Origin of the sequence: Gracilinema caldarium DSM 7334 (assembly GCF_000219725.1) — a bacterium.
GTDB classification, from domain to species: Bacteria; Spirochaetota; Spirochaetia; order Treponematales; family Breznakiellaceae; genus Gracilinema; species Gracilinema caldarium.
Genome location: NC_015732.1, coordinates 1,343,009 through 1,366,985 on the forward strand (window position 1 = coordinate 1,343,009; position 23,977 = coordinate 1,366,985).

At 44.9% G+C, this 23,977-nt stretch carries 24 protein-coding genes and 1 riboswitch; of the genes, 17 read left to right on the forward strand and 7 right to left on the reverse strand.

Translation table 11 applies throughout. The features are described from left to right. Window positions 1-1,413: a sigma-54-dependent transcriptional regulator gene (locus SPICA_RS06080; RefSeq protein ID WP_013968650.1), complete on the forward strand. Its 1,413-nt coding sequence runs from the start codon at window positions 1-3 to the stop codon at window positions 1,411-1,413. On the opposite strand, the gene SPICA_RS06085 is transcribed toward SPICA_RS06080, so the two are convergent. The 3 genes from SPICA_RS06085 to hflK are packed head-to-tail and all read right to left on the reverse strand — an operon-like array spanning window position 1,388 to window position 4,856. Continuing rightward, window positions 1,388-2,875, reverse strand: coding sequence for a hypothetical protein (locus SPICA_RS06085; protein WP_013968651.1), 1,488 nt, complete (start codon window positions 2,873-2,875; stop codon window positions 1,388-1,390). The genes SPICA_RS06080 and SPICA_RS06085 overlap by 26 nt on opposite strands. Before the next feature lie 5 nt (window positions 2,876-2,880). After that, window positions 2,881-3,864, reverse strand: a complete 984-nt coding sequence (hflC, locus tag SPICA_RS06090; RefSeq protein WP_013968652.1) for a protease modulator HflC — start codon at window positions 3,862-3,864, stop codon at window positions 2,881-2,883. Continuing rightward, a complete protein-coding gene (hflK, locus tag SPICA_RS06095; protein ID WP_013968653.1) occupies window positions 3,864-4,856 on the reverse strand; it encodes an FtsH protease activity modulator HflK in 993 nt (330 codons plus the stop codon). The genes hflC and hflK overlap by 1 nt, the downstream gene beginning before the upstream one ends. A gap of 192 nt (window positions 4,857-5,048) precedes the next feature. Here hflK and SPICA_RS06100 point away from each other — a divergent pair, with 192 nt between their 5' ends. From SPICA_RS06100 to SPICA_RS06155, 12 genes are all read left to right on the forward strand, one after another. Beyond that, window positions 5,049-5,240 carry a DNA-directed RNA polymerase subunit omega gene (locus tag SPICA_RS06100; RefSeq protein WP_013968654.1) on the forward strand — a complete coding sequence of 64 codons (192 nt, stop codon included), beginning with the start codon at window positions 5,049-5,051 and terminating at the stop codon, window positions 5,238-5,240. Window positions 5,241-5,246: 6 nt separating this feature from the next. Then, window positions 5,247-6,242 (forward strand): tRNA (adenosine(37)-N6)-dimethylallyltransferase MiaA, encoded by a 996-nt coding sequence (gene miaA, locus SPICA_RS06105; RefSeq protein WP_013968655.1) that lies wholly within the window; start codon window positions 5,247-5,249, stop codon window positions 6,240-6,242. Between the two features lie 371 nt (window positions 6,243-6,613). Beyond that, complete coding sequence (gene dxs, locus SPICA_RS06110; protein WP_013968656.1) at window positions 6,614-8,542, forward strand: 1-deoxy-D-xylulose-5-phosphate synthase; 1,929 nt, start codon at window positions 6,614-6,616, stop codon at window positions 8,540-8,542. Beyond that, window positions 8,539-9,384 (forward strand): dihydropteroate synthase, encoded by an 846-nt coding sequence (gene folP / locus SPICA_RS06115; RefSeq protein WP_013968657.1) that lies wholly within the window; start codon window positions 8,539-8,541, stop codon window positions 9,382-9,384. Before dxs ends, folP begins: the two co-directional genes overlap by 4 nt. Window positions 9,385-9,389: 5 nt before the next feature. Continuing rightward, complete coding sequence (cdaA, locus tag SPICA_RS06120; protein WP_013968658.1) at window positions 9,390-10,214, forward strand: diadenylate cyclase CdaA; 825 nt, start codon at window positions 9,390-9,392, stop codon at window positions 10,212-10,214. Next, on the forward strand, window positions 10,192-11,157 hold the full coding sequence (locus tag SPICA_RS06125; protein WP_013968659.1) for a CdaR family protein: 966 nt from the start codon (window positions 10,192-10,194) through the stop codon (window positions 11,155-11,157). The genes cdaA and SPICA_RS06125 overlap by 23 nt, the downstream gene beginning before the upstream one ends. Continuing rightward, the gene (locus SPICA_RS06130; RefSeq protein WP_013968660.1) at window positions 11,154-11,555 is read left to right on the forward strand and encodes a holo-ACP synthase; all 402 of its coding nucleotides are present in this window, start codon (window positions 11,154-11,156) and stop codon (window positions 11,553-11,555) included. Before SPICA_RS06125 ends, SPICA_RS06130 begins: the two co-directional genes overlap by 4 nt. Next, on the forward strand, window positions 11,552-12,406 hold the full coding sequence (locus SPICA_RS06135) for a DUF2225 domain-containing protein (RefSeq protein WP_013968661.1): 855 nt from the start codon (window positions 11,552-11,554) through the stop codon (window positions 12,404-12,406). Before SPICA_RS06130 ends, SPICA_RS06135 begins: the two co-directional genes overlap by 4 nt. Further along, window positions 12,399-13,151, forward strand: coding sequence for a tRNA pseudouridine(38-40) synthase TruA (gene truA / locus SPICA_RS06140; RefSeq protein WP_013968662.1), 753 nt, complete (start codon window positions 12,399-12,401; stop codon window positions 13,149-13,151). Before SPICA_RS06135 ends, truA begins: the two co-directional genes overlap by 8 nt. Before the next feature lie 34 nt (window positions 13,152-13,185). Beyond that, window positions 13,186-13,398, forward strand: a riboswitch (cobalamin riboswitch). A gap of 49 nt (window positions 13,399-13,447) precedes the next feature. Further along, the gene (locus tag SPICA_RS06145) at window positions 13,448-14,326 is read left to right on the forward strand and encodes an ABC transporter substrate-binding protein (protein ID WP_013968663.1); all 879 of its coding nucleotides are present in this window, start codon (window positions 13,448-13,450) and stop codon (window positions 14,324-14,326) included. A 2-nt stretch (window positions 14,327-14,328) separates the two neighbouring features. After that, window positions 14,329-15,348 carry a FecCD family ABC transporter permease gene (locus tag SPICA_RS06150; RefSeq protein WP_013968664.1) on the forward strand — a complete coding sequence of 340 codons (1,020 nt, stop codon included), beginning with the start codon at window positions 14,329-14,331 and terminating at the stop codon, window positions 15,346-15,348. Beyond that, window positions 15,338-16,129 carry an ABC transporter ATP-binding protein gene (locus tag SPICA_RS06155; RefSeq protein ID WP_013968665.1) on the forward strand — a complete coding sequence of 264 codons (792 nt, stop codon included), beginning with the start codon at window positions 15,338-15,340 and terminating at the stop codon, window positions 16,127-16,129. The genes SPICA_RS06150 and SPICA_RS06155 overlap by 11 nt, the downstream gene beginning before the upstream one ends. On the opposite strand, the gene dat is transcribed toward SPICA_RS06155, so the two are convergent. After that, on the reverse strand, window positions 16,101-17,000 hold the full coding sequence (dat, locus tag SPICA_RS06160) for a D-amino-acid transaminase (RefSeq protein WP_013968666.1): 900 nt from the start codon (window positions 16,998-17,000) through the stop codon (window positions 16,101-16,103). The two genes, SPICA_RS06155 and dat, sit on opposite strands and share 29 nt — an antisense overlap. An 11-nt stretch (window positions 17,001-17,011) precedes the next feature. Then, window positions 17,012-18,124, reverse strand: a complete 1,113-nt coding sequence (locus tag SPICA_RS06165; protein WP_013968667.1) for a pyridoxal-phosphate-dependent aminotransferase family protein — start codon at window positions 18,122-18,124, stop codon at window positions 17,012-17,014. A 68-nt stretch (window positions 18,125-18,192) separates the two neighbouring features. Between SPICA_RS06165 and SPICA_RS06170 the strand changes: the two genes are divergently transcribed. Together SPICA_RS06170 and SPICA_RS06175 are read left to right on the forward strand one after the other, a co-directional pair. Then, window positions 18,193-18,954: a threonine/serine exporter family protein gene (locus SPICA_RS06170; RefSeq protein ID WP_013968668.1), complete on the forward strand. Its 762-nt coding sequence runs from the start codon at window positions 18,193-18,195 to the stop codon at window positions 18,952-18,954. A 2-nt stretch (window positions 18,955-18,956) separates the two neighbouring features. Beyond that, window positions 18,957-19,370: a threonine/serine exporter family protein gene (locus SPICA_RS06175; protein WP_013968669.1), complete on the forward strand. Its 414-nt coding sequence runs from the start codon at window positions 18,957-18,959 to the stop codon at window positions 19,368-19,370. Here the strand turns inward: SPICA_RS06175 and SPICA_RS06180 are convergent. Both SPICA_RS06180 and SPICA_RS06185 read right to left on the reverse strand, forming a co-directional pair. Beyond that, complete coding sequence (locus tag SPICA_RS06180) at window positions 19,353-20,681, reverse strand: hemolysin family protein (RefSeq protein ID WP_013968670.1); 1,329 nt, start codon at window positions 20,679-20,681, stop codon at window positions 19,353-19,355. The two genes, SPICA_RS06175 and SPICA_RS06180, sit on opposite strands and share 18 nt — an antisense overlap. Window position 20,682: 1 nt before the next feature. After that, complete coding sequence (locus SPICA_RS06185) at window positions 20,683-21,834, reverse strand: HD-GYP domain-containing protein (RefSeq protein WP_013968671.1); 1,152 nt, start codon at window positions 21,832-21,834, stop codon at window positions 20,683-20,685. A 70-nt stretch (window positions 21,835-21,904) separates the two neighbouring features. On the opposite strand from SPICA_RS06185, the gene SPICA_RS06190 reads away from it, so the two are divergent. Both SPICA_RS06190 and SPICA_RS06195 read left to right on the forward strand, forming a co-directional pair. Then, window positions 21,905-22,744: a hypothetical protein gene (locus SPICA_RS06190; protein WP_013968672.1), complete on the forward strand. Its 840-nt coding sequence runs from the start codon at window positions 21,905-21,907 to the stop codon at window positions 22,742-22,744. Further along, window positions 22,731-23,948 (forward strand): pyridoxal phosphate-dependent aminotransferase, encoded by a 1,218-nt coding sequence (locus SPICA_RS06195; RefSeq protein ID WP_013968673.1) that lies wholly within the window; start codon window positions 22,731-22,733, stop codon window positions 23,946-23,948. Before SPICA_RS06190 ends, SPICA_RS06195 begins: the two co-directional genes overlap by 14 nt. Window positions 23,949-23,977 lie beyond the last annotated feature (29 nt).

The window sequence follows — 23,977 nt, forward strand, 5'->3', positions numbered from 1 at the left end:
ATGCCTCACTATCCTGAAACACAACAAGCTTTTAAAATTCTCATCATTGATGATGAAAAAAATCTACGGGATTCTATTGCTGCATACCTTGAGTCAGAGGGTATGGAAGCCCAGACTGCTGCCTCCGGAGAAGCGGGGAAACTGCTTATGGAAACCGAGCGCTTCGATGCGGTGGTGGTGGACTTAAAAATGCCCGGAATGTCAGGCCTCGATTTTCTCAGTTGGCTTAAAGATGGCGGCCCCCTTATCCCGGCGATTATGATCAGTGCCCATGGGGATATTAAGGATGCGGTAGAGGCCATGAAACGGGGTGCAGCGGATTATCTGGTGAAACCCTTTAATCCCGATGAGCTTGTGGTTCGTCTCAGAATGGTTGTTGGGAATGCACGGCTTGTGGCTACAGCCTCGGCAATGCAAACCGTTGCGGATAAGAAAAACCGAAAAAGTCTGTCAGGTGTAGACCCTGACTGGATTGGTTCGAGCCCTGCTATGCAGGAAGTACGGTCCCTGGTGGAACGGGTTGCACCGACTGATTCTACCGTTCTTGTAACTGGGGAAAGTGGAACCGGTAAAGAGGTGGTAGCCCGGCTCATTCACCGGCTCAGTAAACGGGCCGATGGCCCCTTTATTCCTATCAATATGGGGGGTATCCCGGAAAACCTTATCGAAAGTGAGCTCTTTGGCTATGAAAAGGGAGCCTTTACCGGGGCTGATTCCCGGAAAACCGGACTCTGCGAACTTGCCAGCGGAGGAACGCTTTTTTTAGATGAGGTCGGGGATATGCCCCTGCCGCTACAGGTAAAGATCCTCAGGATGCTTCAGGAAAAGAAAATCATGCGCCTTGGGGGGAGCCGCCAGATCCCTATCGATGTGCGGATTATTGCAGCCACCAACAAGGACTTGGAACAGGCGGTAAAACAGGGCGTATTCAGGGAAGACCTTTTCTACCGGCTTGCGGTCATTCGACTGCGTCTTCCGCCGTTGAGGGATCGCCGGGAGGATATCCCGATTCTGGCCCAGTTATTTGTAGACCGGTATGCTGCTGAAATGGGCCGGCCGTCCCTCAAACTGGGTACTGATGCTCTTGAACTGCTTTCCCGCTATAGTTTCCCGGGCAATGTCCGGGAACTGGAAAATGCGGTGGAGCGGGCGGTGATACTCTGTGAAGGTTCTGAGCTTCACAGCAGAGATTTTTCTTTCGCCGGTTCCGCCATGGATAAAGCACCACCCCCTGGTTCATTTGCAGGGGATGCTCTAGCTGGTGAAGTTAAGACCCTGGAGGAACTTGAGCGGGCAGCCATTCTCAGGACCCTGGCGCTGTACCAGGGGCACCGGGAAAAGACTGCCCAGGCCCTGGGGATAACCCGCAGAACCCTGCTCAATAAACTCAAGGAATATCAGATTGAGGGTTGATGAGCGTCCGATCGATTGCAGTAATTTTCCAGCTTTTTTTACTCCAGATGAGGGTAAGGATATCTTTCCGGATTTCTTGTTTCGGCGTACTTGGTATCTGATTCTGAATTGTTTGGGATTCTGATGGGATGGAGTCGGCCATCTTTGATTCAGGGTAGTAAAAAGTATAAGTTGCCTCAATACTACAATACTCTCCCTCAACAGGCATGATGGGAATTGGTGTAAGAACCTTGAGGCTTAGATCAGTAATGCCGAATATTGTCACGTCTGTCGGTTTCGCCCCTTCAGCGTTCCAGGTTTCCGGATCTATTACGGTTGCTTTTCGTTCGTAGGCTTCCCGAACCTTGGAAATGACAAAAAGGTTTATAACTGCTTCTATATCACCCTTGCTAACCCCTTTTTGTACACAGGCTTCCATCCACTGGTGATCGAGGGTGTTAAAGGCGTTATAGTAGGTTTTTACAACTTCGGGGGGTGTCATACCTTTGGTTGTAGGCCTATCTTTCTGTCCTTCCAGGATATTCCAGAGGATCAGTGCCAGGGCTAGAGCCGAACCAAGGCCGGCCAGCATAACATATCGATAGATTCTGAAAAAACGCTGTATCTTGATAGACCGTTCCCGCTTTTTAAATTCCCGTTGCAGTAAAGTTGTGCTGATGTTTGCTGCTTCAGATGCATTAAAAAGATCGGTTAGTTTTTTCTTTCCCGGTTCTCCAAGAATTCGAATAAAATCTTCGAGATCCCTGTTTGTCTTACCTTTAACTGGTTCCAATATGCTATCTAAGAGGTCCGTAAGCTCTAGATCAATTCTGGGTTTAAGGAGAGATGCGGGTTTATAGAATCCGTCTCGTATATCTTGATTCAGGATGCGTTGAGCCCGTTCAAGTTCTGATGAACGGGAAATCGAAAAGGGAGCACATCCGGTTACTAATGTATAGGTAATACAGGCCGCTGTGAAAACCGCGGCATTTATACCGGTTTTATCAGGATGAAGCCATCGCAGGACCTTGCTGATATAGTATTCCGGATCCTGATACTCATAAAATCGTTTTGCCAGGACTGCGGGGGCAAAAAAAACTGTTCCGTCCCTGTGTATCAATACCCCGGCAGGAAAGAAACTGATCGTATCGAAAAAACGGCTATCGAATTCTGCAATATGTTTGAGGGCCTTTATGTACCACTGAAGGGCAAGGAGAGACGTATCATCACCGCGACTCAGGAGGACTTCCAGGCTTTCTCCGGTGAAATTTTTGCCGTATAACAAAATATGCCCCTGATGTTCCACAGTCCCTTCAGGTTTCCAGGGATGAACCGTCGAATCAACAATAAGCCCTTCACTATTCAGTAAATTCCCCAACCGGGCCTTTACAAAGGCCTGAGGTGGTAAGCCGGTATCAAAGCCAAGGACCTGGCGGCCCTCGACTTCACAGCGAATGATTCCATCCTTACAAGTTCCATCCATACTGATTAGCGACCTCGGGGTGAATAGAGATAACGAAAGTAGTCCATATCGGTGGAAAGGGTCTTATTGAATTTGGGCAACGTGTTTTTGTAGGATTCGGTACTCCGCCAAAATTCAAAGAACTCAGGGTCCCTGCTGTAAGCCTGGGCATAAATTCTCGTTGCTTCCGCATCGGCATCTCCCTTAATCTTCTCTGCCTTTTCATAAGCTGCAGAGAGGAGACTCCGCCGTTCATTTTCAAGTTTCCCTTCCCATTCAGCCTTTTTACCTTCGCCAAAGGATCGGAACGCCTGGGCAATCTGGCTCCGTTCCTTAATCATCCGGTTATACACACTCTGGGTAAGCTCATCAGAATATTTAATTTGCCGGGGCACCACATCAATGAGCTCAATGCCATATTCAGGAACCAGTTTTCGGGACAGGTTCAGCATTTCCTCAGCGAGTTTTCTGCGGCCTTTCTGAACCTCCTCATAGGTCACATCGGTTCTGGTAAAGGCAGAAAGCTGGCCCGCATCCTGGTCACTGCCAACCTCGAAATTTTCTGTAGCTCCTTTATTTTCACGAATGATGTTCGAATTTCGAACTGTTTCCCGAAGCCAATTTTCAGCAATAATGGTACGGACCGCTGAGTCGATAACATCTCCAAGACGGGCATAGGCCGACTCAAGGTTTCCGATAGATTCATAAAATTTTTTAGGATCCGAAATCCTCCAGCGAGCAATCGTGTCCACCCAGATAAACTGGTTTTCCTTGGTGGGAATACGCTGTTTTTCACCATCCCAGCTCATAATTTTTTTAGGATATTTAATCACATCATCCAGGAAGGGGCTTTTAACATGAAGCCCTGCATCCTGTTGTACCGCTATTATTTGACCGAGCCTCACCACGACAGCCTGTTCCCCCTCATTAAGGGTGTAAAAGGGACCAGCCACAAGAACCGCGATGAGGATTACGGCGATAATAACTAAAAATGTAATAAGACGTTTCATTATCGTCCTCCTTGGGTGTTCCCGGTGCTGGGTTTAGAATTATCCAGGTTCATCATGGGTAGAAAATTCAGGAAACGACGGTCAATCAGGGTAGTGCCGCTTTCATCCTTAAAGACATTTTCGACCATTTCGTAATAGAGGCGCCGCCGGGTAATATCAGGGGCTTTCCGGTATTCTTCATAGACCGCATTAAAACGGGCCACATCACCCCGGGCCACATTCACCCGTTCTGCGGCGTACCCTTGGGCAATCTGTAGAATCTTATCAGCCTCACCCTGAGCCTTGGGAATTTCCTTATTATAGACTTCTTTCCCCTCATTGATGAGCCGGTTCATATCCTGAATGGCCTTATTGACATCTTCAAAAGCTGTCTGAACCCCTTCGGGTGGAACGATATTCTGCAGTTTTACCGCGATGACTTCGATACCCAGCCCATACTGCTTAAAGGTATCATTCATGATCTGAATTGCTTCCACTTCTATGGTGGTCCGCTGGGACCCGATCACATCCAGTATGGCCCGATCGCCGACCAGCATATTGATGACCGACCGGGATACATCCCGTATGGTATCGGTTCGGTCTTTTACATTAAACAGCCATGCCCGGGGATCCACAATGCGGTACTGGATAATCCATTCCACATCAACAATATTGAGGTCTCCAGTGAGCATAGTCGATTCATCGGGAAACTTTTGGTCAGAATAGATGGTACTGACCCCCGCTTTCACCGTCCTGAACCCGAACTGCTCAGTTTGTACAACCTTTGTTTTTACCTGATATTGTTTATCAATTCCGAAGGGTAGTTTATAGTGCATACCGGGACCATTGGTGGTCAAATATTTTCCAAACCGGGTGACCACTGCTTCTTCGGTTTGGTCCACGATATAGAAGCTGGTACTTAAAAAAATGATAGCTCCAATCACAATGATAGCCAGGACAATGGTGGTAGGTCCCAGCCAATTTGGAACTGACCGAGGGGTAGCGTTTCGCATTCAAAGCCTCCTCTTCATAGTAATCATCTGCCGGTTGTTGTAGGTTTCTTTTTAGTATTCGAACAACCTGAAGATAGATCATTTCAAAAAGGTACCCTCTCTAGTCAGCTTAGTCAAGGAAAAAGGTGTAAAAAGGGGACTTTACATTACAGGTAATATTTTGTATTGTATTATCACTCAAGGAGTAAGCCCATGGTATTTCCCCTGGAACAATTAGTAGAATATGATGGAAATATGTACGAAATCACCTGTGCGGCGTCCCGGCGGGCGTACCAGCTTTCTATGATGAAGGATCCTGAAATAGAAAAAAATGATGGCAAGGTCGTATCCCTTGCGGCCCGTCAGGTATTTACCCACCAAATTGAATTCCGTCTGGAAGCATAGGAACCGATGAATCCGGTCCGGATTAAGGATGCACCGGCAATTCCGGTGGTCCTGCTCTTCGGTCCTACTGCCTCCGGAAAAACTGCCCTTCTGGAAGAACTTTTTGCAGACCATAATGCACCTATCCCTGCAGAAATAGTCTCTGCCGATTCCATGCAGGTCTATCGGGGCATGGATATCGGTACTGCAAAACCATCCCACGAACTTCGTACCCGTCTGCCCCATCATCTCATCGATATATGTGATATTAAAGAGCAATTTACGGTTGGAGACTTTGTCCGACATGCGGATGAGGCCTGCAGGGATATTTTCAGTCGAGGAAAACTGCCGGTAGTATCGGGTGGTACGGGTTTTTATCTCAAGAACTTTGTGCTTGGTCTGCCTGCAGCTCCGCCATCGGATCTGGATATACGAAACACCCTTAAGGAAGAACTTGCCGAATACGGTGTTGAGCCTCTTATTAGGGAACTTCGTGCAGCAGATCCGGTAAGTGCAGAACGGATTCACCCTAACGATACCTACCGGCTTCTCCGGGCCCTGGAAGTATATCGTCTGACCGGACGGCCTTTAAGCAGTTTTCCCACTTCCGGAACCTCCGGGCAGGAAGGTGCTCCGGAGCGACCAGCCTACCGGTTTTTACTCATTGGTTTAGAACGGGATCGGACTTCCCTCTATGACCGCATCAATCGGCGGACCCATCAGATGTTTCTCGAAGGACTTCCTGAGGAAGTATCTGGCCTCGTTGCCCGGGGCTACAAACGAGAAGACCCGGGAATGAGGGCAATCGGTTACCAGGAGTTTTTTCTTGAAGATGGCAGTCTCTCCCACGACCTGACCCTTGTGGAGGAATTGGTTGCCCGTAATAGCCGCCGATATGCAAAGCGGCAAATCACCTTTTTTGCTTCTCTTCCGGAGGTCACCTGGATAGCCGCTGAAAAGGAAGGTAACCTGCCAGCGCAGATTAAAAAGCTCATATCCAGCTGGTTCAGCCAAACCCCTTGACCTTTTATCGTCTCTCATTCATACTATATAAAGGTTTGTTGCCACCTGGCTACGAGGTACCACCTGTTCGGTTCGACGGGATTCATCTTACTGCAAAGGAGACTCTGAAGTGCCCTGCGGAAGAAAGCGGAAGTTAAAGAAGATCGCTACCCACAAGCGGAAGAAGAAGCTCAGAAAGAATCGGCATAAGAATAAATAATTAGCCCTTCTGAGTGTGTATGGTCTTTTGTGAGAACCGCGGGTACTAAGTACCGACGCGGTTTTTTTTTTATTTTTAGACGCCCTTTTCTAAAGGATAAGGGAACCTCCCATTTCGGTATTGAGATACTAGCTGGAAAGAGATAAGAAAAAGCAGTATACTGTTACTAATTATGCAAAAGCACGCCTATACCGTTCTGGAGACGATTCAGGATCCAGGACAATTAAAAACTTTAAACCATTCGGAATTATTGGAATTAGCTAAAGAAATTCGGCATGTCATTATCCACACCGTAAGTAAAAATGGCGGACACCTGGCAAGCAATCTGGGAATTGTCGAACTTACCATTGCCCTTCATCGGGTGTTTCAGAGTCCAGAGGACAAGATTGTATTTGATGTAGGACATCAGTGTTATCCCCATAAGCTTCTCACAGGCCGCTATAAACATTTTCATACCATACGAAAAAACAAGGGTATTTCCGGCTTTCCGAAACGGTCAGAAAGTGTACATGATGCCTTTGATACGGGACATGCATCCACATCCATTTCGGCAGCCCTCGGTCTACTGGCCGGTGAAACCTTGCTTGGAGGGAATAATCATGTCATTGCAGTTATCGGGGATGGCGCCTTAACCGGAGGCCTTGCCTACGAAGCTCTGTCCCATGCAGGACACCTGCAATTACCGCTTATTGTAATATTGAATGATAATAAAATGTCGATTAGTCCCAATGTTGGAGCCCTGTCAAAACATTTGAGCAGGCTCACCATGACCGGGAGCTATCAACGGATACGAACAAAAATTGACCGGCTGATAAAAAAAATACCCATCTTTGGAAATCAGCTCTATAACCTCGTAGTTCGGCTTAAACGAAGTATTAAGGTGCTTTTTTATCCGCAAAATTTCTTTATTGAAATGGGTTTTGAATATGTGGGCCCCATCGATGGCCATAATCTTTCCATGCTCGAAGATGTCCTTCAGGATGTGAAAGCTCTGAACAAGCCCGTTGTCGTACATGTTATTACCCAAAAGGGAAGAGGATATAATCAGGCGGAAAAGGACCCATCAAAATTTCATGGTATTGGGCCCTTCTCTGTAGAAGATGGGCTTGTCGAAAAAAGCTCTGGTCCCGCTTTTACCGATGCATTCGGAAATGCCCTTGTTGCTATCGCTCAAAAGAATCCTTCGGTTATAGCTATTACCGCCGCCATGGAAAAGGGTACCGGCCTTGCCCAGTTCCATGAACAATTTCCTGACCGGTTCTTTGATGTAGGTATTGCAGAAGCCCATGCAGTTACCTTTGCTGCAGGTCTTGCGGCTCGGGGATTAAAGCCCGTGGTAGCAATCTATTCATCATTTATACAGCGTTCTGTCGATTCGGTTATCCACGATGTGGCAATACAGAATCTGCCCGTAACCTTTGCTTTTGACCGGGCCGGATTTGTGCCCGATGATGGGGAAACCCACCAGGGCCTCTTTGATATAGCCCTGTTCCGTTCTGTGCCTCATCTTGCCTTGCTGGCTCCTGCCTCAGCACAGGAGCTGGATCTCATGCTCCAATGGTCTATCGAATCAGGAAAACCTTCCCTGATCCGGTATCCAAAAGCCGCTTGCCCATCTGAACACAGCGCTTTTTCTACGCCTCTTATAGAGGGGCGGGGTGTCTTTGTACATCAGAATTATGCTGAAACCTGTATTATGTTTACTGGTAGCCTCTATCCACAGGTTGAAGAAGCCCTTGAGTTACTTGCAATAGATGGGTATTTCTGTGATAGCTATAATATTCGTTTTATAAAACCTTTAGATGAAACATATCTTATCTCAGTGATGCGAATTTATAAACAGATTGTGGTTGTAGAGGAAGGTATGAAAAATGGTGGAATTGGTGAACATCTGGGAATCATACTGTCCCATCATCTATCAACCATTGCTTTTCTACATCTTGGTAGTTGCGATACGTTCCATTCGCAAGCTACGAGAAAAGAATTATTGGCACAGAATGAGCTTGATGCCATAGGTCTTACAAAACGGATCAAAACATTTCTTAACAAAACTATACAGAGCAAATTGTATTCAAATAGTTTAAGGGTTGTTGGAAAATGACAACACAGATATCCCTTCCCAATGGTCAAGTATTAAATCTTGCTGGTCCACCGCTGGTGATGGCCATTGTTAATTGTACAGAAGATTCTTTTTATGCACCAAGCCGTGCCCAGGCTCAGCAAGCGGTGGATCGAGCTCTGGAGGCTGTAGCCGAAGGTGCTGATATAATTGATTTTGGTGCAGAATCCACAAGACCCGGTGCTGAATATGTCGATGAAGAGGAGGAACTAAAACGCGTAGTACCAGTAGTTCAAGCCTTTTGCCGACAATCTTCCGTACCAGTCTCAGTAGATACCCGGAAGGCCAATGTCGCCCGGGCCGCTCTTGATGCGGGTGCTCAGATAATAAATGATATTTCTGCTCTGTATGATGACCCTAACATGGCCCCACTCTGTGCACAAGCTAAAGTTCCCGTGGTTCTTATGCATAAAAAGGGCATCCCTGCTACCATGCAGCATCAACCCTATTATGATGACGTGGTTAGGGAAGTTAATGAATTTCTTATAAAAGCTGCAAAGAATGCAGAACAGGCTGGAATTGAACATGATTCCATTATTCTCGATCCTGGTATAGGGTTCGGTAAGCGACTTGAAGACAATTTAGATTTGCTAGCCCATCTTGCGGATATTGGAAATAGGGATTATCCTATATTGATTGGTCTATCAAGAAAATCCTTTTTGGGCGCCATAACAGGAAGAGGTCCAGAAGAACGATTAGCAGGTACCCTTGCAGCCCATGCAGCAGTATTCTACCAAGGTGCAAAAATTTTCAGGGTTCATGATGTTAAAGAGACAGTTGATCTTATCAAAGTATTGAATGCTATTGAACAGCGAAAAGGATAATCTCGGTGGAAATTATACATGGTCTCAGTACAATCTATAACATCCTTCGTCCAATTTTAGATATACTTATTTTAGCCTTTCTTGTTTATAAGGGATATGAATTATTAGTAAAAACTCAGGCTATACAACTAGTAAAAGGGGCTGGCCTTTTAGTATTGCTCTTTGGTTTTGCCTATTTCTTTAAGTTAAGTACCTTGCAATGGATTTTAAATTTGATTGCTCCTGGGCTTTTTATTGCATTGGCGATTGTATTTCAGCCTGAACTAAGAAAGATAATTATGCGATTGGGTCAGACCGAGTTGTTTCATATCAATGCTAAACAACAAATGAGCCAGATTGATGCAGCAGTTACTGCTGCCGATCTGCTTTCCAAACAAAAACGGGGAGCCTTGATGGTTTTCCCTCGAAAAATAAATATTAAAAATATTATAGATACCGGTACTCGACTCAATGCTGAACTTTCTACGAGTCTTATAGTTACCATTTTTGCCTATGATGGTCCTCTTCACGATGGTGCTATTATTATTCAAAATGGTCATATCCTTGCTGCAGGTACATTCTTACCTTTATCAGAACAACAGGATATACGAAAAAGTTTTGGAACCCGACATCGTGCCGCGTTAGGAATTTCTGAACATTCTGATGCGGTTGTTCTTATTGTATCTGAAGAGACCGGTGCAATTAGTTTAGCCTATGAAGGTCGTCTTTATTATGATCTTCCTTTAATTGAAATTCTTAATAGTTTAAAGAAACTTCTAGGAGATCAGAATCCATTGTTACAAGAAGGTCTGGAAAAGGAAGGCGAACATGGGATCCTGGAAGTTAGATAGATTAATCAATAAATTAATTGAAAATTGGCCTGCAAAGGTATTATCGTTAGCAGTGGCACTGCTTCTTTCGATGTTTCATAAAATAAGCATACTTGAGGAACGATACTTTTCAGTTCCCCTCAAAGTTGAAACTTCTGGTGAACTTTTACCATCAGGACCATATCCAAGAATTGTTAAAATTATGATAAAAGGTGAATCAAATTCGCTATATCTCCTGCAAGAATCTGATATAGAGGCTTACGTTGATCTCTCGAAGTATAAAACTCCTGGTCTCTATCGGGCTCCTATCCAGATTAAAAATAAAAGTACTATTGCAGAAACATCTAATCTTGAAATACAAATAGATCCGATAGAGGTCTTAATTCCATTAGATCAAAGCATGACTAAAATAGTGCCGATTACACCAAGTTTTCGTGGATATCTAGAAAGCGGATATGAACTAAGTAGTTATACTCTGGAGCCAAATCAAGTAACCATTTTGGGGCCAGTTAATATCGTAAATAGTATTAACGATGTTACGACAGATTTTATTGAACTTACAGGACGAAAAGAGAATTTTAGCGTTGTAACAAAGATTAACAACAAAGAAAGTCTTATTAAAATTGAGGGTTCTCTTTCTGTAACTTTTTCCGCATCTATTCAACAATCTATAGCTATAAGGACCTTCGAAAAGATTCCGATTATTGTTTCTGGTCTTCATAATACATTGCTTGCCAGACCTCAAATTAATTATGGCACCATCAAATTACAGGGAAGTCAACTTGATTTAGATAGTTACACACCTGACTCATCGATTCTTTCAGTAGATTGTTCTGATATTGATAAAGAAGGTACCTATCTATTGCCAATAATTGTTAGTGCTCCTCAAAATTTTGTTGTATTACGATATGAACCAACAGAAATACCTGTAGAAATTGTAAAACAAACAGGTGGTGACTTGTGATTAAAGGAATTGGTGTTGATGTAGTTCATGTGCATCGACTTGAACATTGGATAAAGGTTCCTGGACTTTTAGAACGTTATTTTCATCCCTATGAACTTGAAACCGCTCGGTCCCGAGGTCATGGAATGGCGGTTTCCCTTGCCGCCCGTTTTGCTGCAAAAGAGGCCTTTGGCAAGGCTTTGGGAACGGGTTTAAAAGATATTGTTTTAAAAGATATTATGGTTGTTAATCGTCATAATGGCCAACCGGAAATAGAAGTTTTTGGTACAGCCCTGACGGCTTTACAAAAATCTGGGGCAAATAAAATTCATCTTTCATTAACCCATGAACATGATAATGCCATTGCTATGATTGTTCTAGAGCAGGTTGATGATGATGTAAATAGGCAGAAGCCATGAATGAGAAGGAATTAAAACTTACCTTTTATGCCAAGGAAACTCTACATTGTCCTGTATGTGATGCCAGTTTTAATCGGGAAGAACTTTTATCCGGTGGAGGCCGCTTAATAGCGGGAACCTTGACTGATGAATTACACCGAAAGTATGAACCATCGGCAAAATATGGCGAGGTGTATCCCCTTATTTATCAACCTACAGTATGTCCCGCATGTTGGTTTGCATCCGCTGAGACAGATTTTTTGCATTTGCCTGATGAATCAAAGGAACGGGCTATGCTAGATCGGGACAACCGAATTGCAGATGTTCAACATATATTCCCCCAGGTAGATTTTTCTAGTCCCCGGGATCTCTTCTCGGGTACTGCTGCAACCTACCTGGCGCTTCGCTGCTATGATTTATATACAAAGGAATTTTCGCCTACGATAAAACAGGCAATCCAGGCCATTCGCTGTGGCTGGCTTTTCGATGAATTGCATAGTAAATATCCTGGTCAGCATTATGACTGGCTTGCGTTGCTCTTTAAGAAAAAAGCTCGATTTTTTTATCGTCAGGCCATTCTTTTTGAACAGAGCGGCAAGGAACCCCTCTCTGGAATTAAAAATTTCGGCCCAGATACGGATAAAAATTATGCTTATGAAGGGGCCCTATATCTTACTGCTCTTCTGGAATTAAAATATGGTCCCCGGGAACCTGAGGAAAAACGAATCGAAGCCCTGGGAGCTGCAAAACGGACAATTGCCAAAATATTTGGACTTGGAAAATCTTCAAAGGCAAAACCTGGACCTCTCTTGGAAAAGGCCCGTAATTTATACGAAGCAATCAACGAAGAATTACATGAGACCGATGACTGAACGAAATATCCGGCTGGTGGTAGCCTACGATGGTACTGATTTTTCTGGTTGGCAGCGGCAAGGACCTGATCGATCTGTTCAGGGTGATATTGAAGATGCCCTTTTTAAAATGCATAAACATCCGGTACAACTTATTGGTTCAGGTCGAACCGATGCGGGAGTTCATGCCATAGGCCAGGTAGCCAATTTTATAACTGATATCTCCCATATTCCTGCTGAACGATTTGTTCCAGCCCTTAACAGTATTTTAAAACGGGATGTTCGTATTCTTCATGCTGAAGAAGCTTCTCTCGATTTTCATGCTCGTTTTGATGCAAAATCCCGGACTTACCGCTACCATATTATAAGCGGACGGCACGCTATGCCCCACGAATTGCGCTATGCCTGGCAAATTTGGCGGCAGCCGAACATCTCCTGTTTAAACGCCTATGCTCGGCTCCTTATAGGAGAAACCGATTGTTCTCTCTTTGCAAGTCCCCGGGATCCTTCTCTGAGCCGCTGCAGATATATTTCACAGGCCCGTTTTTTCGTTGCAGGCACCACATTACTATTTGAGATTACTGCCAATGCCTTTCTGTGGAAAATGGTGAGAAGTATCGTAGGAAGCTTGCTTTATTATGAAGAACGGGGTTATTCTGTTGAACAGGTACAGAAATTAATGAATTCCAGGGATCATACCTTAGCGGGACCTACCGCTCCACCTGAAGGGCTTTTTCTTTGGAACATTGATTATTACCGAATGTGAACTTCCGAACTTGACCCAGATCAATACTACAGGGTATGATAAAAACGATAGTGGTGCCCACATTTCATTTTGTGCAGGCTGTAAAAGGGAAGCCGGTATATGCCGGCGCGCCCCCAGGCACTGTAAAAGACAAGGACAACACGGGGTTCATTATTTGAACCATCACCACGGGGAATGATTTCCTGGAAGGGCGTGTTGAACGCTTGCAGTCTTGAGCCAGGATACCTGCCACTATCCTAGGGCTGTAGAGCTCTGAGATTTTTCCCAGTCCTCTGGGCGTAGGACGAGTGAGTAGTATGAAAAAAAATCTTGCTTCTCTCCTTGTAGTGGTGATGGCCGCTGCTATTTCCTTACCACTTTTTGCGCAACCACGTTTTACGGATGCCGCAGGTCGCAGTATTACTCTACAGCAAAGTGCAGGTAGAATTGTTAGTCTAACCCCAGCTGTTACGGAAACGCTTTTTGCTATTGGTGCTGGGGATCAGGTTGTTGGTGTTACTGAATTTTGTAATTATCCTTCGGCTGTCTCAAGCAAAACAAGGGTCGGTGGATTTTCTGGAGCTACCATTAGCATTGAACAGATTGTAGCATTAAAGCCCGATCTGGTGATTCTGTCTGCAGTTATGCATGCTAAGGTAATTCCCCTGTTAGATCAGGTAAAAATTCCATGTTTTGCAGTTGAACCAGGATCTTTTGCGGATGTCTATAGGGATATTCTCACTCTTGGAGCCCTCACTGGGCATGAAAAGGAAGCCCGCACGGTGGTAACTGCTATGCAAAAACGAATTGCAGCGGTTCAAACTATCCCTACCACAAAAGGTACCCCTCGAGTTTTTTGGGAACTTTGGGACGACCCGCTCATGACCGCAGGAGGTCCTACCTTTATTAGTGAAGCGATTGTTCTAGCTGGTGGCAAAAATGTTTTTGCCGATCTACAAGAACAGTGGCCGCAGGTAAGTTTTGAAGAGTTACTTGTCAGAAACCCTGATTGGATCTTGTCCGGTACTGATCATGGAGATCGGATGAGGCTTGAGGATATAATGAATCGACCCGGATGGTTGAATATTCCCGCAGTGAAAAATGGGAAAATTGCCACTATAGAATCAGATATTATCTATAGAGGGGGGCCCCGCCTGGCCGATGCGGTAGAAGCCCTAGCAAAGATTCTTAAATAAATATGCCCCGCAGGCGTTATCTTTCTATCATTCTATTACTTTTTATTGTTTTATGTTTTACCGCCCTGTATGGTGTTGCTGCTGGGGCGGTCACTATCCCTTTGAGGGAAATCGTTGGGGCTATGAGTGTTCTTTTTTCTCATGAGCAAAAGGATACAAATTTTACTATTCTCTTTTACCTCAGGCTTCCCCGGGTATTGCTTGCTATGGCTGTAGGTGCATCCCTATCTGTGGCAGGGGCTGGTTTTCAGGGCTTTTTTCGAAACCCCTTAGCAGATCCCTATGTTATTGGTGCTTCTTCCGGGGCTGCTCTTGGAGCAGCCCTTGCCATTGTACTCTCTCTTCCTTCAGCAGGTCCGGTTTCTTCCATCTCTCTTTGTGCCTTTCTTGGAGCCCTGATGGCAACATTTCTAGCCTTTGGATTGTCTCGTTTTGCAGGAGACCCTCCCCCTTCAGTGGCGTTGCTTTTAGCGGGCACTGCCTTGAGTGCCTTTTTTTCAGCCCTCTTATCTTTAGTTCTTGTCCTTAAGGATAAGGACATGCACCGGGTGTATTATTGGCTTCTCGGTGGGCTGGGAATGTCATCGTGGACAGAACTAGTAACCATGGTGCCAATTATGATTCTTGGAGCCGGACTTGTTTATCTGGCATCAAGGCCTCTGGATATTCTCATTCAAGGGGATGATGTGGCCCATTCCCTGGGGATAGATGTACGGCGTTTACGATTCTTAGTCGCCACGGGGGCCTCTCTGGCTGCTGCTGCGGCAGTGGCGAGCGCAGGGATTATCGGTTTTGTAGGTCTGATTGCTCCCCATGCCATGCGGATAATTGTGGGACCAAGTCATCGACGTTTATTGCCTGCTGCCGCTCTAGGAGGGGCACTCTTGGTACTTGTTGCAGATATTGTTGCCCGTAGGATTGCTGCTCCTTTGGAATTACCGATAGGGATCATTACATCAATTATTGGAGCTCCTTTTTTTATATTGTTATTATTTAAACGAGGGCGCCATCTTGGAAGCTGATGTTCGACTATCGGTAGAACGCCTTACGGTGGGTTACCATGGGAAAGCTGTTCTTTCAGAAATATGTTTTTCTGTGCATAAGGGTGAGCTTTTTACCCTGGTAGGACCCAATGGATCAGGTAAAACGACATTACTCAAAGCCCTTGCCGGGCTTACACAACCTATTTCTGGGACTATTTTACTGGATTCCAAACCAATAACATCCTATTTGTCCTATGAGAGGGCGTCAAAAATCGGTTATGTAGCTCAGGCTAGCAGTATCCACTGGCCCTTTACGGTCTATGAACTTGTATCTCAAGGTCGCTTTCCCAGTCGCGGCTGGTTTGGGAATGAACGGCAAGAGGACCGGATAGCAGTGGAAGAAGCCCTGGAAATTACCGATCTCTCGGGGTATCGTGAACGACTTGTAACAGAGCTTTCAGGCGGAGAATTGCAACGGGTGCTGATTGCCCGCTCTTTAGCCCAGAAACCGGAATTGTTGATACTCGATGAGCCCATATCTCATCTAGATATTCGTTATCAGATTACTACCATGGAACTACTGCAAAAGCTCATATCTCAGGGCTTATCTGCTGTTATCAGTCTCCATGATCTCAATCTGGCAAGTCTTTATGCTTCAACAATGAGTCTTGTGGCCAAGGGATGCATCGTAAAGCATGGTACTGTACAGGAGGTGCTTCGTCCTGAAATATTGCAAGAAGCCTATACTATCGATGTGGAAGTTACTCCCCATCCGGAGCATCCAAACCTGCCTATGATTTATTACCATCGTCAGCGGTAACATCCTTTACCAGTCGATCGAAAGCTTTTTGAAGTGTTTTCGTAAGTGGACCTGGAGCACCTGTTCCAATAGTATAGTGATAGGCTCTGTTCTCAGCATCTATTGTTGTTACCGTTCTGATGGGCATTATTTCGGTGGTGGTTCCACAAATAAATGCTTCATCTGCTGCAAACAGTTCATCGACTGTATAAGTTACCTCTTTACAAGCCAACTTAGCTTCAGCGGCAAGCCTGAAAATTTCTAACCGGGTAATACCATTCAAGATAAGATTGTTGGCGGGATGGGTGAGTAGTTCACCCCGTGATACGATAAAGAGGTTTGAAGAACTTCCTTCGGTTAGGATCCCCGCTCGCTCAAGAATAGCCTCATAACACCCCCGTTCTTTTGCTTGCTGCTTGCTGAGTACTGCCCCAAGAAGATTTAAGCTTTTAATATCATTTCTGAGCCATCGAATATCAGGTAAAAGGAGTACTTCGATGCCCTGGTCCATGTAACTAAAGGGTCGGGGGAGTGAGCTTGCGGAACCGGTAAAAATAGGGATTGTAGCAGAACTTGGAAATTGATGCACCCGTGGAGCTATACCACGACTAATTTGTAGATAAACGATGCCATCAACGATACCTTCAGCTTCTACTAACATCTGGGCCCCTTTCAGAACCCGTTTTGTACAATCAGGAAAGGGAATGCGTAACTCCTTAAGGCTTCGTTCCATCCGCTTAGCATGGGCTTCGGCAAGAAAAAGTTTACCATTATAAACCCGTATGACTTCGTATACCCCATCTCCAAACTGATACCCCCGGTCTTCAATATCTATTTTGGCATCCTGTCGTGGAATAAGTGTATCTTGATAAAGTGCCCAATTACCTGACATGTTCATACCTCTTAACGATGTAACATAGATTGCAAAGCACTAATAAGTTTGTCAACATTTTCTGCCTGGGCAGTATATCCCATAAGGCCGATACGCCAGATCTTTCCTTCCAGCGGTCCAAGACCCGCACCAATTTCAATATCATAGGATTCAAGCAGCACCTTTCGTACCCGCCCTTCATCCACACCCTCTGGGACGGTTACCGCGTTTAGCATGGGAAGCCGATAGGGTTCTGCCACTGGTAATTCAAGTCCTATCGAGGTAAGCCCCTGAACAAGCCTTTCGTGCATCTTCAGGTGCCGTACATAGGAGTTTTGTAAACCCTCTTCGAGAAGTACAGACAGCGCTGCATGGAGACCATACAGCATATTGATGGGGGCTGTATGATGATAAGCCCGTCTTGCTCCTTGCCAATAATCGATAATCATAGAAAGGTCTAAATACCAGTTGGGTACCTTGGTGGATCTGTTCTTTAGTTTTTCAATAGCCCGCTCTCCTATAGTAAGCGGTGCGAGTCCTGGTGGACAGGAGAGACATTTTTGGGTCCCCGAATAACAAAGGTCAGCACCGATTGCGTCTACCTCTACCGGAATACCTCCAAGACTTGTTACTGCATCGACAATATAGAGAGCTCCTACCTCATGTACCAGGGGACCAAGCTTTTCCACGGGATTTCTTACACCTGTAGAAGTTTCTGCATGAACAATGGCTACTATCTGCCACTTTTTCTCCCGTATTTTTTTCTCCGCCACATTGGGATCAACCGGAGTACCCCAGGTAAATTCACACTCTTCTACTTCTGCACCCAAGCGGCGGGCAACCTCAGCCATTCGTTTGCCAAACACCCCATTAACCAGCACCAGGACTTTGTCACCGGGCTCCACAAGGTTAACAAAGGCTGCCTCCATTCCCGCAGAACCGGTTCCTGACATGGGCAGGGTTATTTCGTTTTTTGTACCCATGACTTCCCGGAGCATAACTTTAATTTCGTCCATTATCGTGATAAACCTAGGGTCTAAGTGTCCAATCGTTGGCATTGATAGGGCTTCATATACTTTAGGATGCACACAGGAAGGTCCTGGTCCCATTAAGGTAGTTTTCGTAATGAGTTGTAATCCATTCATATGCGGTCCTCCTGCTCTATGGTACCACGCTTGACCTGATCCGCCAAGGCAGGGTACACCAGAAACCTATGGAAAATGCTCATCAAGAACTGGATCCTCTTATTATTGCCGCAGAAACAGGACGACGTATCCTTGAGGCCGGTGGAGAAACGTATCGTGCGGAGGATGCCATTGTTCGGCTGTGTAAAGCATGGGGTTATACTGATGTAGAAGCCTTTGCTACTCCCACAGGCATAATGGCCTCTATCGTGGACCGAGATAACCGAAGCAGGGCAGTGGTACGACGAATTACCCGGCGGGTAGTCGATTTACATCGAATTAGCAGGCTCGATATGCTTGTCAGTATAACAGAACAAGAAGGATTAAGTGTAAATGCTGCAGAAGCGCGGCTTATAGAAATTGATCGTGAAAAACCCTATGCTACTTTGATAACTTTGTTAGCCGCTGCTTTGAGTGCATCACTCTTTACACTTTTGTTTCATGGAAGTCTTCGTGATGCCATTGGCGCTTTTATAGTTGGTCTTGGCATAAAAACATTCGCATACATGTTGCAACGCTGGCATTTTCCTGATTTTATCACCACTATCATTGGTGGTGCCATTGCTGCACTGCTTTCCATAATTACCCTGCGAATCTGTATAGTAGAGCATATGGATAAAACCATAATAGGTTCTATCATGTTACTCGTTCCAGGGCTCGCCACCGTCAATGCAATCCGGGATACTATCGCAGGAGATCTGGTAGCTGGTATTGCCCGGCTTACCGATGCGTTTATTACTGCCGCAGCCCTGGCCATAGGAGCAGGGACGGTATTTTCACTTCTGAGGTAATTATGGATATACTTTGGGCTTCCTTGGCATCGGGCACCTTCGCAATTGTTTTTAATGTACGGGGCAGACATATTCCCCTCGCAGCCCTTGGAGGAGGTCTTGGCTGGGCTGTTTATCAATTTTCAAGCACCGTTGTAGCCTCATCAGGGGTATCTTATTTTCTTTCCTCAATAGGGATTGCTCTTTATGCAGAGATCATATCGGGCTTATTCAAGCGGCCTGCAACGACCTATCTTGTGTGTGCTCTTATTCCCCTAGTCCCTGGAGGAGGAATGTACTATACCCTTGCCCATTCACTCCAAGGAGACCTGCAGGGGACCCTTTCTACCGGATTTGAAACGCTCACTATTGCAGGGGCTATTGCCGCCGGTGTTGCAATCGGTTCCGCAATTGCCCGTTTAAGTAAGCGGCTCTGAACTATCTTGGGACTTTTGAGGCTTTTGTACAATGACCTTATCGATACGGTTACCATCCATATCAACAATTTCGAAGGTATATCCATTCCAGTTATAGGTTGTCCCGGTTTTTGGAATTTCACCGGCAATTTCTAGAATAAAGCCCGCTAAGGTGTTAAATTCGTGGTGATCCTTAATAAGAGCTCCAAAGCCGAGCAGCTCTGCCGCTTCATCAATATTGACTGCTCCGCCGAGCAGGTAAGAACCATCCTCTCGGCGAATAATATCTTCCATGTCACGATCGGGTCTTGAAATTTGGCCAATTATTTCTTCAACCAGGTCCTGGATAGCAAGGGTTCCTGAAAACCCGCCATATTCATCCATTATCAGAATATATTCTGCCTGTTCTCTTTTAAAAACATCAAAGGCCTTAAGGGCTGACATGGTCTCAGGGACTAAGATCGGTTTTTTCATGATCGATTTCAGCGGTTTTTTACTATCTAAAAGAATTTGTGTTAAAAGATCTTCTTTTGAAACGATACCAACCACCTCATCTGGTGTTTCATGACATACGGGATAATATTTTGGACTATCTGGTCTAAGAAGCATCGGTTTAAGACTGAGCAGATCCACCGTACTGTTAAGCCATGCCACTTCAGAACGGTAGGTCATAAAGGTTTTTACCGGCCGATCCCCAAGATAAAAAATGCCCTCTACCATAGTACGCTCAGATTCCTTTACAATCCCCGATTGCTGACCTTCTTGAAGGGCTATATGCAGCTCCTCTTCAGTCATAGTATGGCTTGGAGCTACTCGGATATGAAAGATTTTAAGCAGAATTGAAGTGGAAAGAGCAAGGAATCCTACCAAGGGCTTAAAGATATGTGCAATGGCGTCCAGTATTGGCATAACAAATGAAGCAATTGACTCTGGTTTTGATAACGCTACCTGTTTCGGAACCAGTTCCCCTAGTACGATGGAAAAATAGGTTATACCAATAACCACAATGGCTACTGCGATGCCCTCTGCATAAGGAACAAACATGGGAACCTTTATTATAATCTTCAGCAAAGGTTCGGTCAGGGTTGAACCACCAAACGCACCAGCAAGAATGCCTATCAATGTAATGCCGATTTGAATTGTTGAAAGAAATCTTCCCGGTTCTTCCTTTGCAGCAAGGGCTCGTTTATAGGATTTTTTACCGTTCTTTGCCTTTGCGAGAAGCCGTGCCTTTTGAGAAGATACAAGGGACATTTCCGATAAAGAAAAAAAACCATTAATGAGAATGAGTATAAAAATAATGAGTATGTCTCTGAGGGCTGGAGATTCCATATTATTCTTGAATAGTTTCCACTTCTTCCTTAATTAAAGGCCGAACAATATGAACGCCATCATGGGATGTTTCAATGGTTTTATTTTTTCCATCCGGTGTTTTTTCTCCAAATATTTGCACAATTGGATATCGCGGATTTTCTGGATTCACGTCTACCACCTGACCGTGTTTATTATTAGAAAGCAAAACATATAATCCAATAGGATAGATGGAGAGGGAGTATACAAGAGCTCTGACGATGGTGTCATCATATTGTTGGCCTACATTTTTTAGAAGATCGATCATGCCGGTATAGCCATCCTTCGCATCTTTATAAGGTCTTAAAGCAGTGAGGGCTTCGTAGGAACAAGCTACAGAAATGATTTTTGCATAAAGGCTGATGCGTTCTCCCTTCAATTTTTGAGGATATCCCTCACCATTCTGACGTTCGTGATGCTCAAGGACTCCTACACAAATAGAAAGAGGAAAATCCAGGCTTTTTAAAATGTTATAGCTTAGAATGGGGTGGGTTAAAATAGCCTTGCGCTCTTGGGGACTTAAGGGCCGGTTGGACATATACAGTTGAGGTGGAAGTTTCAGCATACCAATCTCATGGAGCAATGCGGCTACTCCCAACTCTATAAGCCGATGATTCGGTAATTTTAAATAAGTTCCGATAATGACAGCGATAATAGTAGATTTTACCGTATGATTAGCCAGAAAATTCTGATTTTTAGATAGGGGAATCTCTACTCGAAGTAAAAAACGGCGATCTTCTTTTACAACATCACATACTTCTTTAATCTTATCCGCCACTTCTTTAAAGTTAATCTCGTTTTTTGTAGTATATCGAGTAAACAAGTTTTCAACATACAACAAGAATTTCTGATAAAATTCTATCGCCTGTTTAAGTCTTTCACTATCATTGTTATTTTTAATTTCAACTTCTTTAATTTCTTCTCTTTCCTGTATGTTTGCAGTTGTCGTATCAGAATATTCCTCTTGAGGGATTCCATCGGATTGAACTTCTCTGAATTCCCAGTCTAAAAGAGCTTTTTTTAAAGCATTTGTGAAGGGCATTTCTGGTGTCGTCAGAATAAACCGTCCATCTAAATAAGCAGGTTTGGTAAAATAACTGTCCTGCGGAATATCTTTAATGGGAAAGGATTGCATTATGTATACCCCTGTTGACCCGTGCCATACTTTTCTCTATCATTTTCGGCAATTATAAAGGAGAACACCATTGAAATTCAAATCTATTTTTATTCTTTTTAATGCCGTAATTCTTCTCTCCTTTTGTTTTGTCTTTGCTATGCCCTTTTTTGCCCTTGGCGCAGAGTTTGCTCTCTCGTTCTGGAAAACCAGCTGGCCCTTAGGTCTCTTATTACTTATAATTCTAACAGGTTTTGACGTTTTTTTCATGACCAATGTTAAACTTTTTGAGCTTCTTGAACGGGAGGACTGGCCTGCCTTGGTGCAATATTTAGAAGATAGGGTTCTAAAACAGCATCGGTATACTCAGCGGCTTGTGAAACTACTCATCCATAGTTATCTTGTGATGTCGGATCCTCAAAGTGTGATTACGCTGGAAGTAAAGCTAAAAAAGGAAAACCCTAAACTACTTCGTAAAAATACTCTTCTTTTTGGGCTCTCCCATGTACTTAAGGGTGATCATGTCGGTGCAGTCACATTATTTTTAGAACAAGAAAAAAACAGCAACCATGCCAATGACTGGGAACAGTGGTATCTCTGTTTCGCCCTCCTGTTACAGCAAAAATTCACCGATGCCGCCGATCGGCTCATTGTCCTAGCTCAGCATAGCAAGGATTCCCTTGTTTGTGCTTTATCAGCTCTTTTTTTACAGGATACCATTGTTAAAGCCGTCCCCGAAAAGGCTATAGAGGCGAAACAGGCTGCTGAAACAGCAAAACAGCGGATTAAGCGCGCTTTGCCTGACCTGAAAGCCTGGAATAAAGAACTGGGAAAAGCTCAGGGTGAGATTCATGTCATTATTTTGGCAAAGTCTCTGGAAGATGCAGCTCGATATATCTACGAGGAGGAACCGCACCATGCGCATGTTTAATAAGTCCCATAAACTTGACAATGTCTGTTACGATATTCGCGGGCCCGTCATGAAAGAGGCAAAACGGATTGAGGCAGAGGGCTTTCGGGTCCTTAAGTTAAATATTGGTAATCCTGCGGCCTTTGGTTTTAATGCCCCCGATGAAATTTTACATGATATTATCGTCAATCTTCAGAATGCCCAGGGGTATTCGGACTCTCAGGGTATTTTTGTGGCCCGCAAGGCTATTATGCAGGAATTTCAGTCTAAGGGCATTATGGATGTAACCGTCGATGATATTTTCATCGGCAACGGGGTGAGTGAGCTCATCATGATGGCGATGCAAGGCCTGCTTGATGAAGGAGATGAAGTCCTGGTTCCCTCACCGGATTATCCCCTGTGGACCGCTGCAATTACCCTTGCGGGGGGTAAGGCAGTTCACTATCTCTGTGATGAGGCATCAGACTGGAACCCCGACCTGAGCGATATTACATCCAAAGTTACCAGCCGCACCAAGGCTATAGTCGTTATCAATCCGAATAATCCAACCGGTGCGGTCTATGATAGAACTATACTGGAAGGTATCGCTGCTATCGCCAGTGAATCGGATCTACTGGTCTTTGCGGATGAAATCTATGACAAAATACTCTACGATGGGGCGGTCCACATTCCCATGGCAAGCATCAATCCGGATATTTGTACCATTTCCTTTAACGGCCTTTCCAAGGCATACCGGGCGGCGGGCTTCCGCTCCGGGTGGATGGTCATTTCCGGCAATAAGCGGATCATCTCAGGATATCGGGAAGGGCTGGAGATGCTTTCCAATATGAGGCTCTGCGCCAATGTCCCTGCCCAATACGGTATACAGACTGCCCTTGGCGGCTACCAGAGTATTAAAGACCTGGTTCTGCCCGGTGGTCGCCTTAAGGAACAGCGGGATACCTGTGTTTCCCTGGTAAACTCTATCCCCGGCCTTTCGGTAACCAACCCCAAGGGAGCCCTCTATTGTTTCCCAAAGATTGATGTAAAGCGTTTCAATATTACCGACGACGAGCAGTTTGTGATGGACCTTTTGCGGGACCAGCGGATTCTCTTAGTTCAGGGTACAGGATTTAACTGGAAAGAACCGGATCATTTCAGAATTGTCTTTTTACCTGATAAGGAAACCATTGCGGATGCCATGAACCGGCTTCGCACCTTTCTGACAACCTATAAACAGCTTTGACAATAAAAAAGGCGATGCGCCTGGACGTC

Excerpts from the sequence above, each read along its gene's own strand:
- SPICA_RS06080 (WP_013968650.1), top strand. The coding sequence starts at position 1 with ATGCCTCACTATCCTGAAACACAACAAGCTTTTAAAATTCTCATCATT.
- SPICA_RS06085 (WP_013968651.1), bottom strand. The coding sequence starts at position 2,875 with ATGGATGGAACTTGTAAGGATGGAATCATTCGCTGTGAAGTCGAGGGC.
- hflC (WP_013968652.1), bottom strand. The coding sequence starts at position 3,864 with ATGAAACGTCTTATTACATTTTTAGTTATTATCGCCGTAATCCTCATC.
- hflK (WP_013968653.1), bottom strand. The coding sequence starts at position 4,856 with ATGCGAAACGCTACCCCTCGGTCAGTTCCAAATTGGCTGGGACCTACC.
- SPICA_RS06100 (WP_013968654.1), top strand. The coding sequence starts at position 5,049 with ATGGTATTTCCCCTGGAACAATTAGTAGAATATGATGGAAATATGTAC.
- miaA (WP_013968655.1), top strand. The coding sequence starts at position 5,247 with ATGAATCCGGTCCGGATTAAGGATGCACCGGCAATTCCGGTGGTCCTG.
- dxs (WP_013968656.1), top strand. The coding sequence starts at position 6,614 with ATGCAAAAGCACGCCTATACCGTTCTGGAGACGATTCAGGATCCAGGA.
- folP (WP_013968657.1), top strand. The coding sequence starts at position 8,539 with ATGACAACACAGATATCCCTTCCCAATGGTCAAGTATTAAATCTTGCT.
- SPICA_RS06125 (WP_013968659.1), top strand. The coding sequence starts at position 10,192 with ATGGGATCCTGGAAGTTAGATAGATTAATCAATAAATTAATTGAAAAT.
- SPICA_RS06135 (WP_013968661.1), top strand. The coding sequence starts at position 11,552 with ATGAATGAGAAGGAATTAAAACTTACCTTTTATGCCAAGGAAACTCTA.
- truA (WP_013968662.1), top strand. The coding sequence starts at position 12,399 with ATGACTGAACGAAATATCCGGCTGGTGGTAGCCTACGATGGTACTGAT.
- SPICA_RS06145 (WP_013968663.1), top strand. The coding sequence starts at position 13,448 with ATGAAAAAAAATCTTGCTTCTCTCCTTGTAGTGGTGATGGCCGCTGCT.
- SPICA_RS06150 (WP_013968664.1), top strand. The coding sequence starts at position 14,329 with ATGCCCCGCAGGCGTTATCTTTCTATCATTCTATTACTTTTTATTGTT.
- dat (WP_013968666.1), bottom strand. The coding sequence starts at position 17,000 with ATGTCAGGTAATTGGGCACTTTATCAAGATACACTTATTCCACGACAG.
- SPICA_RS06165 (WP_013968667.1), bottom strand. The coding sequence starts at position 18,124 with ATGAATGGATTACAACTCATTACGAAAACTACCTTAATGGGACCAGGA.
- SPICA_RS06170 (WP_013968668.1), top strand. The coding sequence starts at position 18,193 with ATGGAAAATGCTCATCAAGAACTGGATCCTCTTATTATTGCCGCAGAA.
- SPICA_RS06175 (WP_013968669.1), top strand. The coding sequence starts at position 18,957 with ATGGATATACTTTGGGCTTCCTTGGCATCGGGCACCTTCGCAATTGTT.
- SPICA_RS06180 (WP_013968670.1), bottom strand. The coding sequence starts at position 20,681 with ATGGAATCTCCAGCCCTCAGAGACATACTCATTATTTTTATACTCATT.
- SPICA_RS06185 (WP_013968671.1), bottom strand. The coding sequence starts at position 21,834 with ATGCAATCCTTTCCCATTAAAGATATTCCGCAGGACAGTTATTTTACC.
- SPICA_RS06195 (WP_013968673.1), top strand. The coding sequence starts at position 22,731 with ATGCGCATGTTTAATAAGTCCCATAAACTTGACAATGTCTGTTACGAT.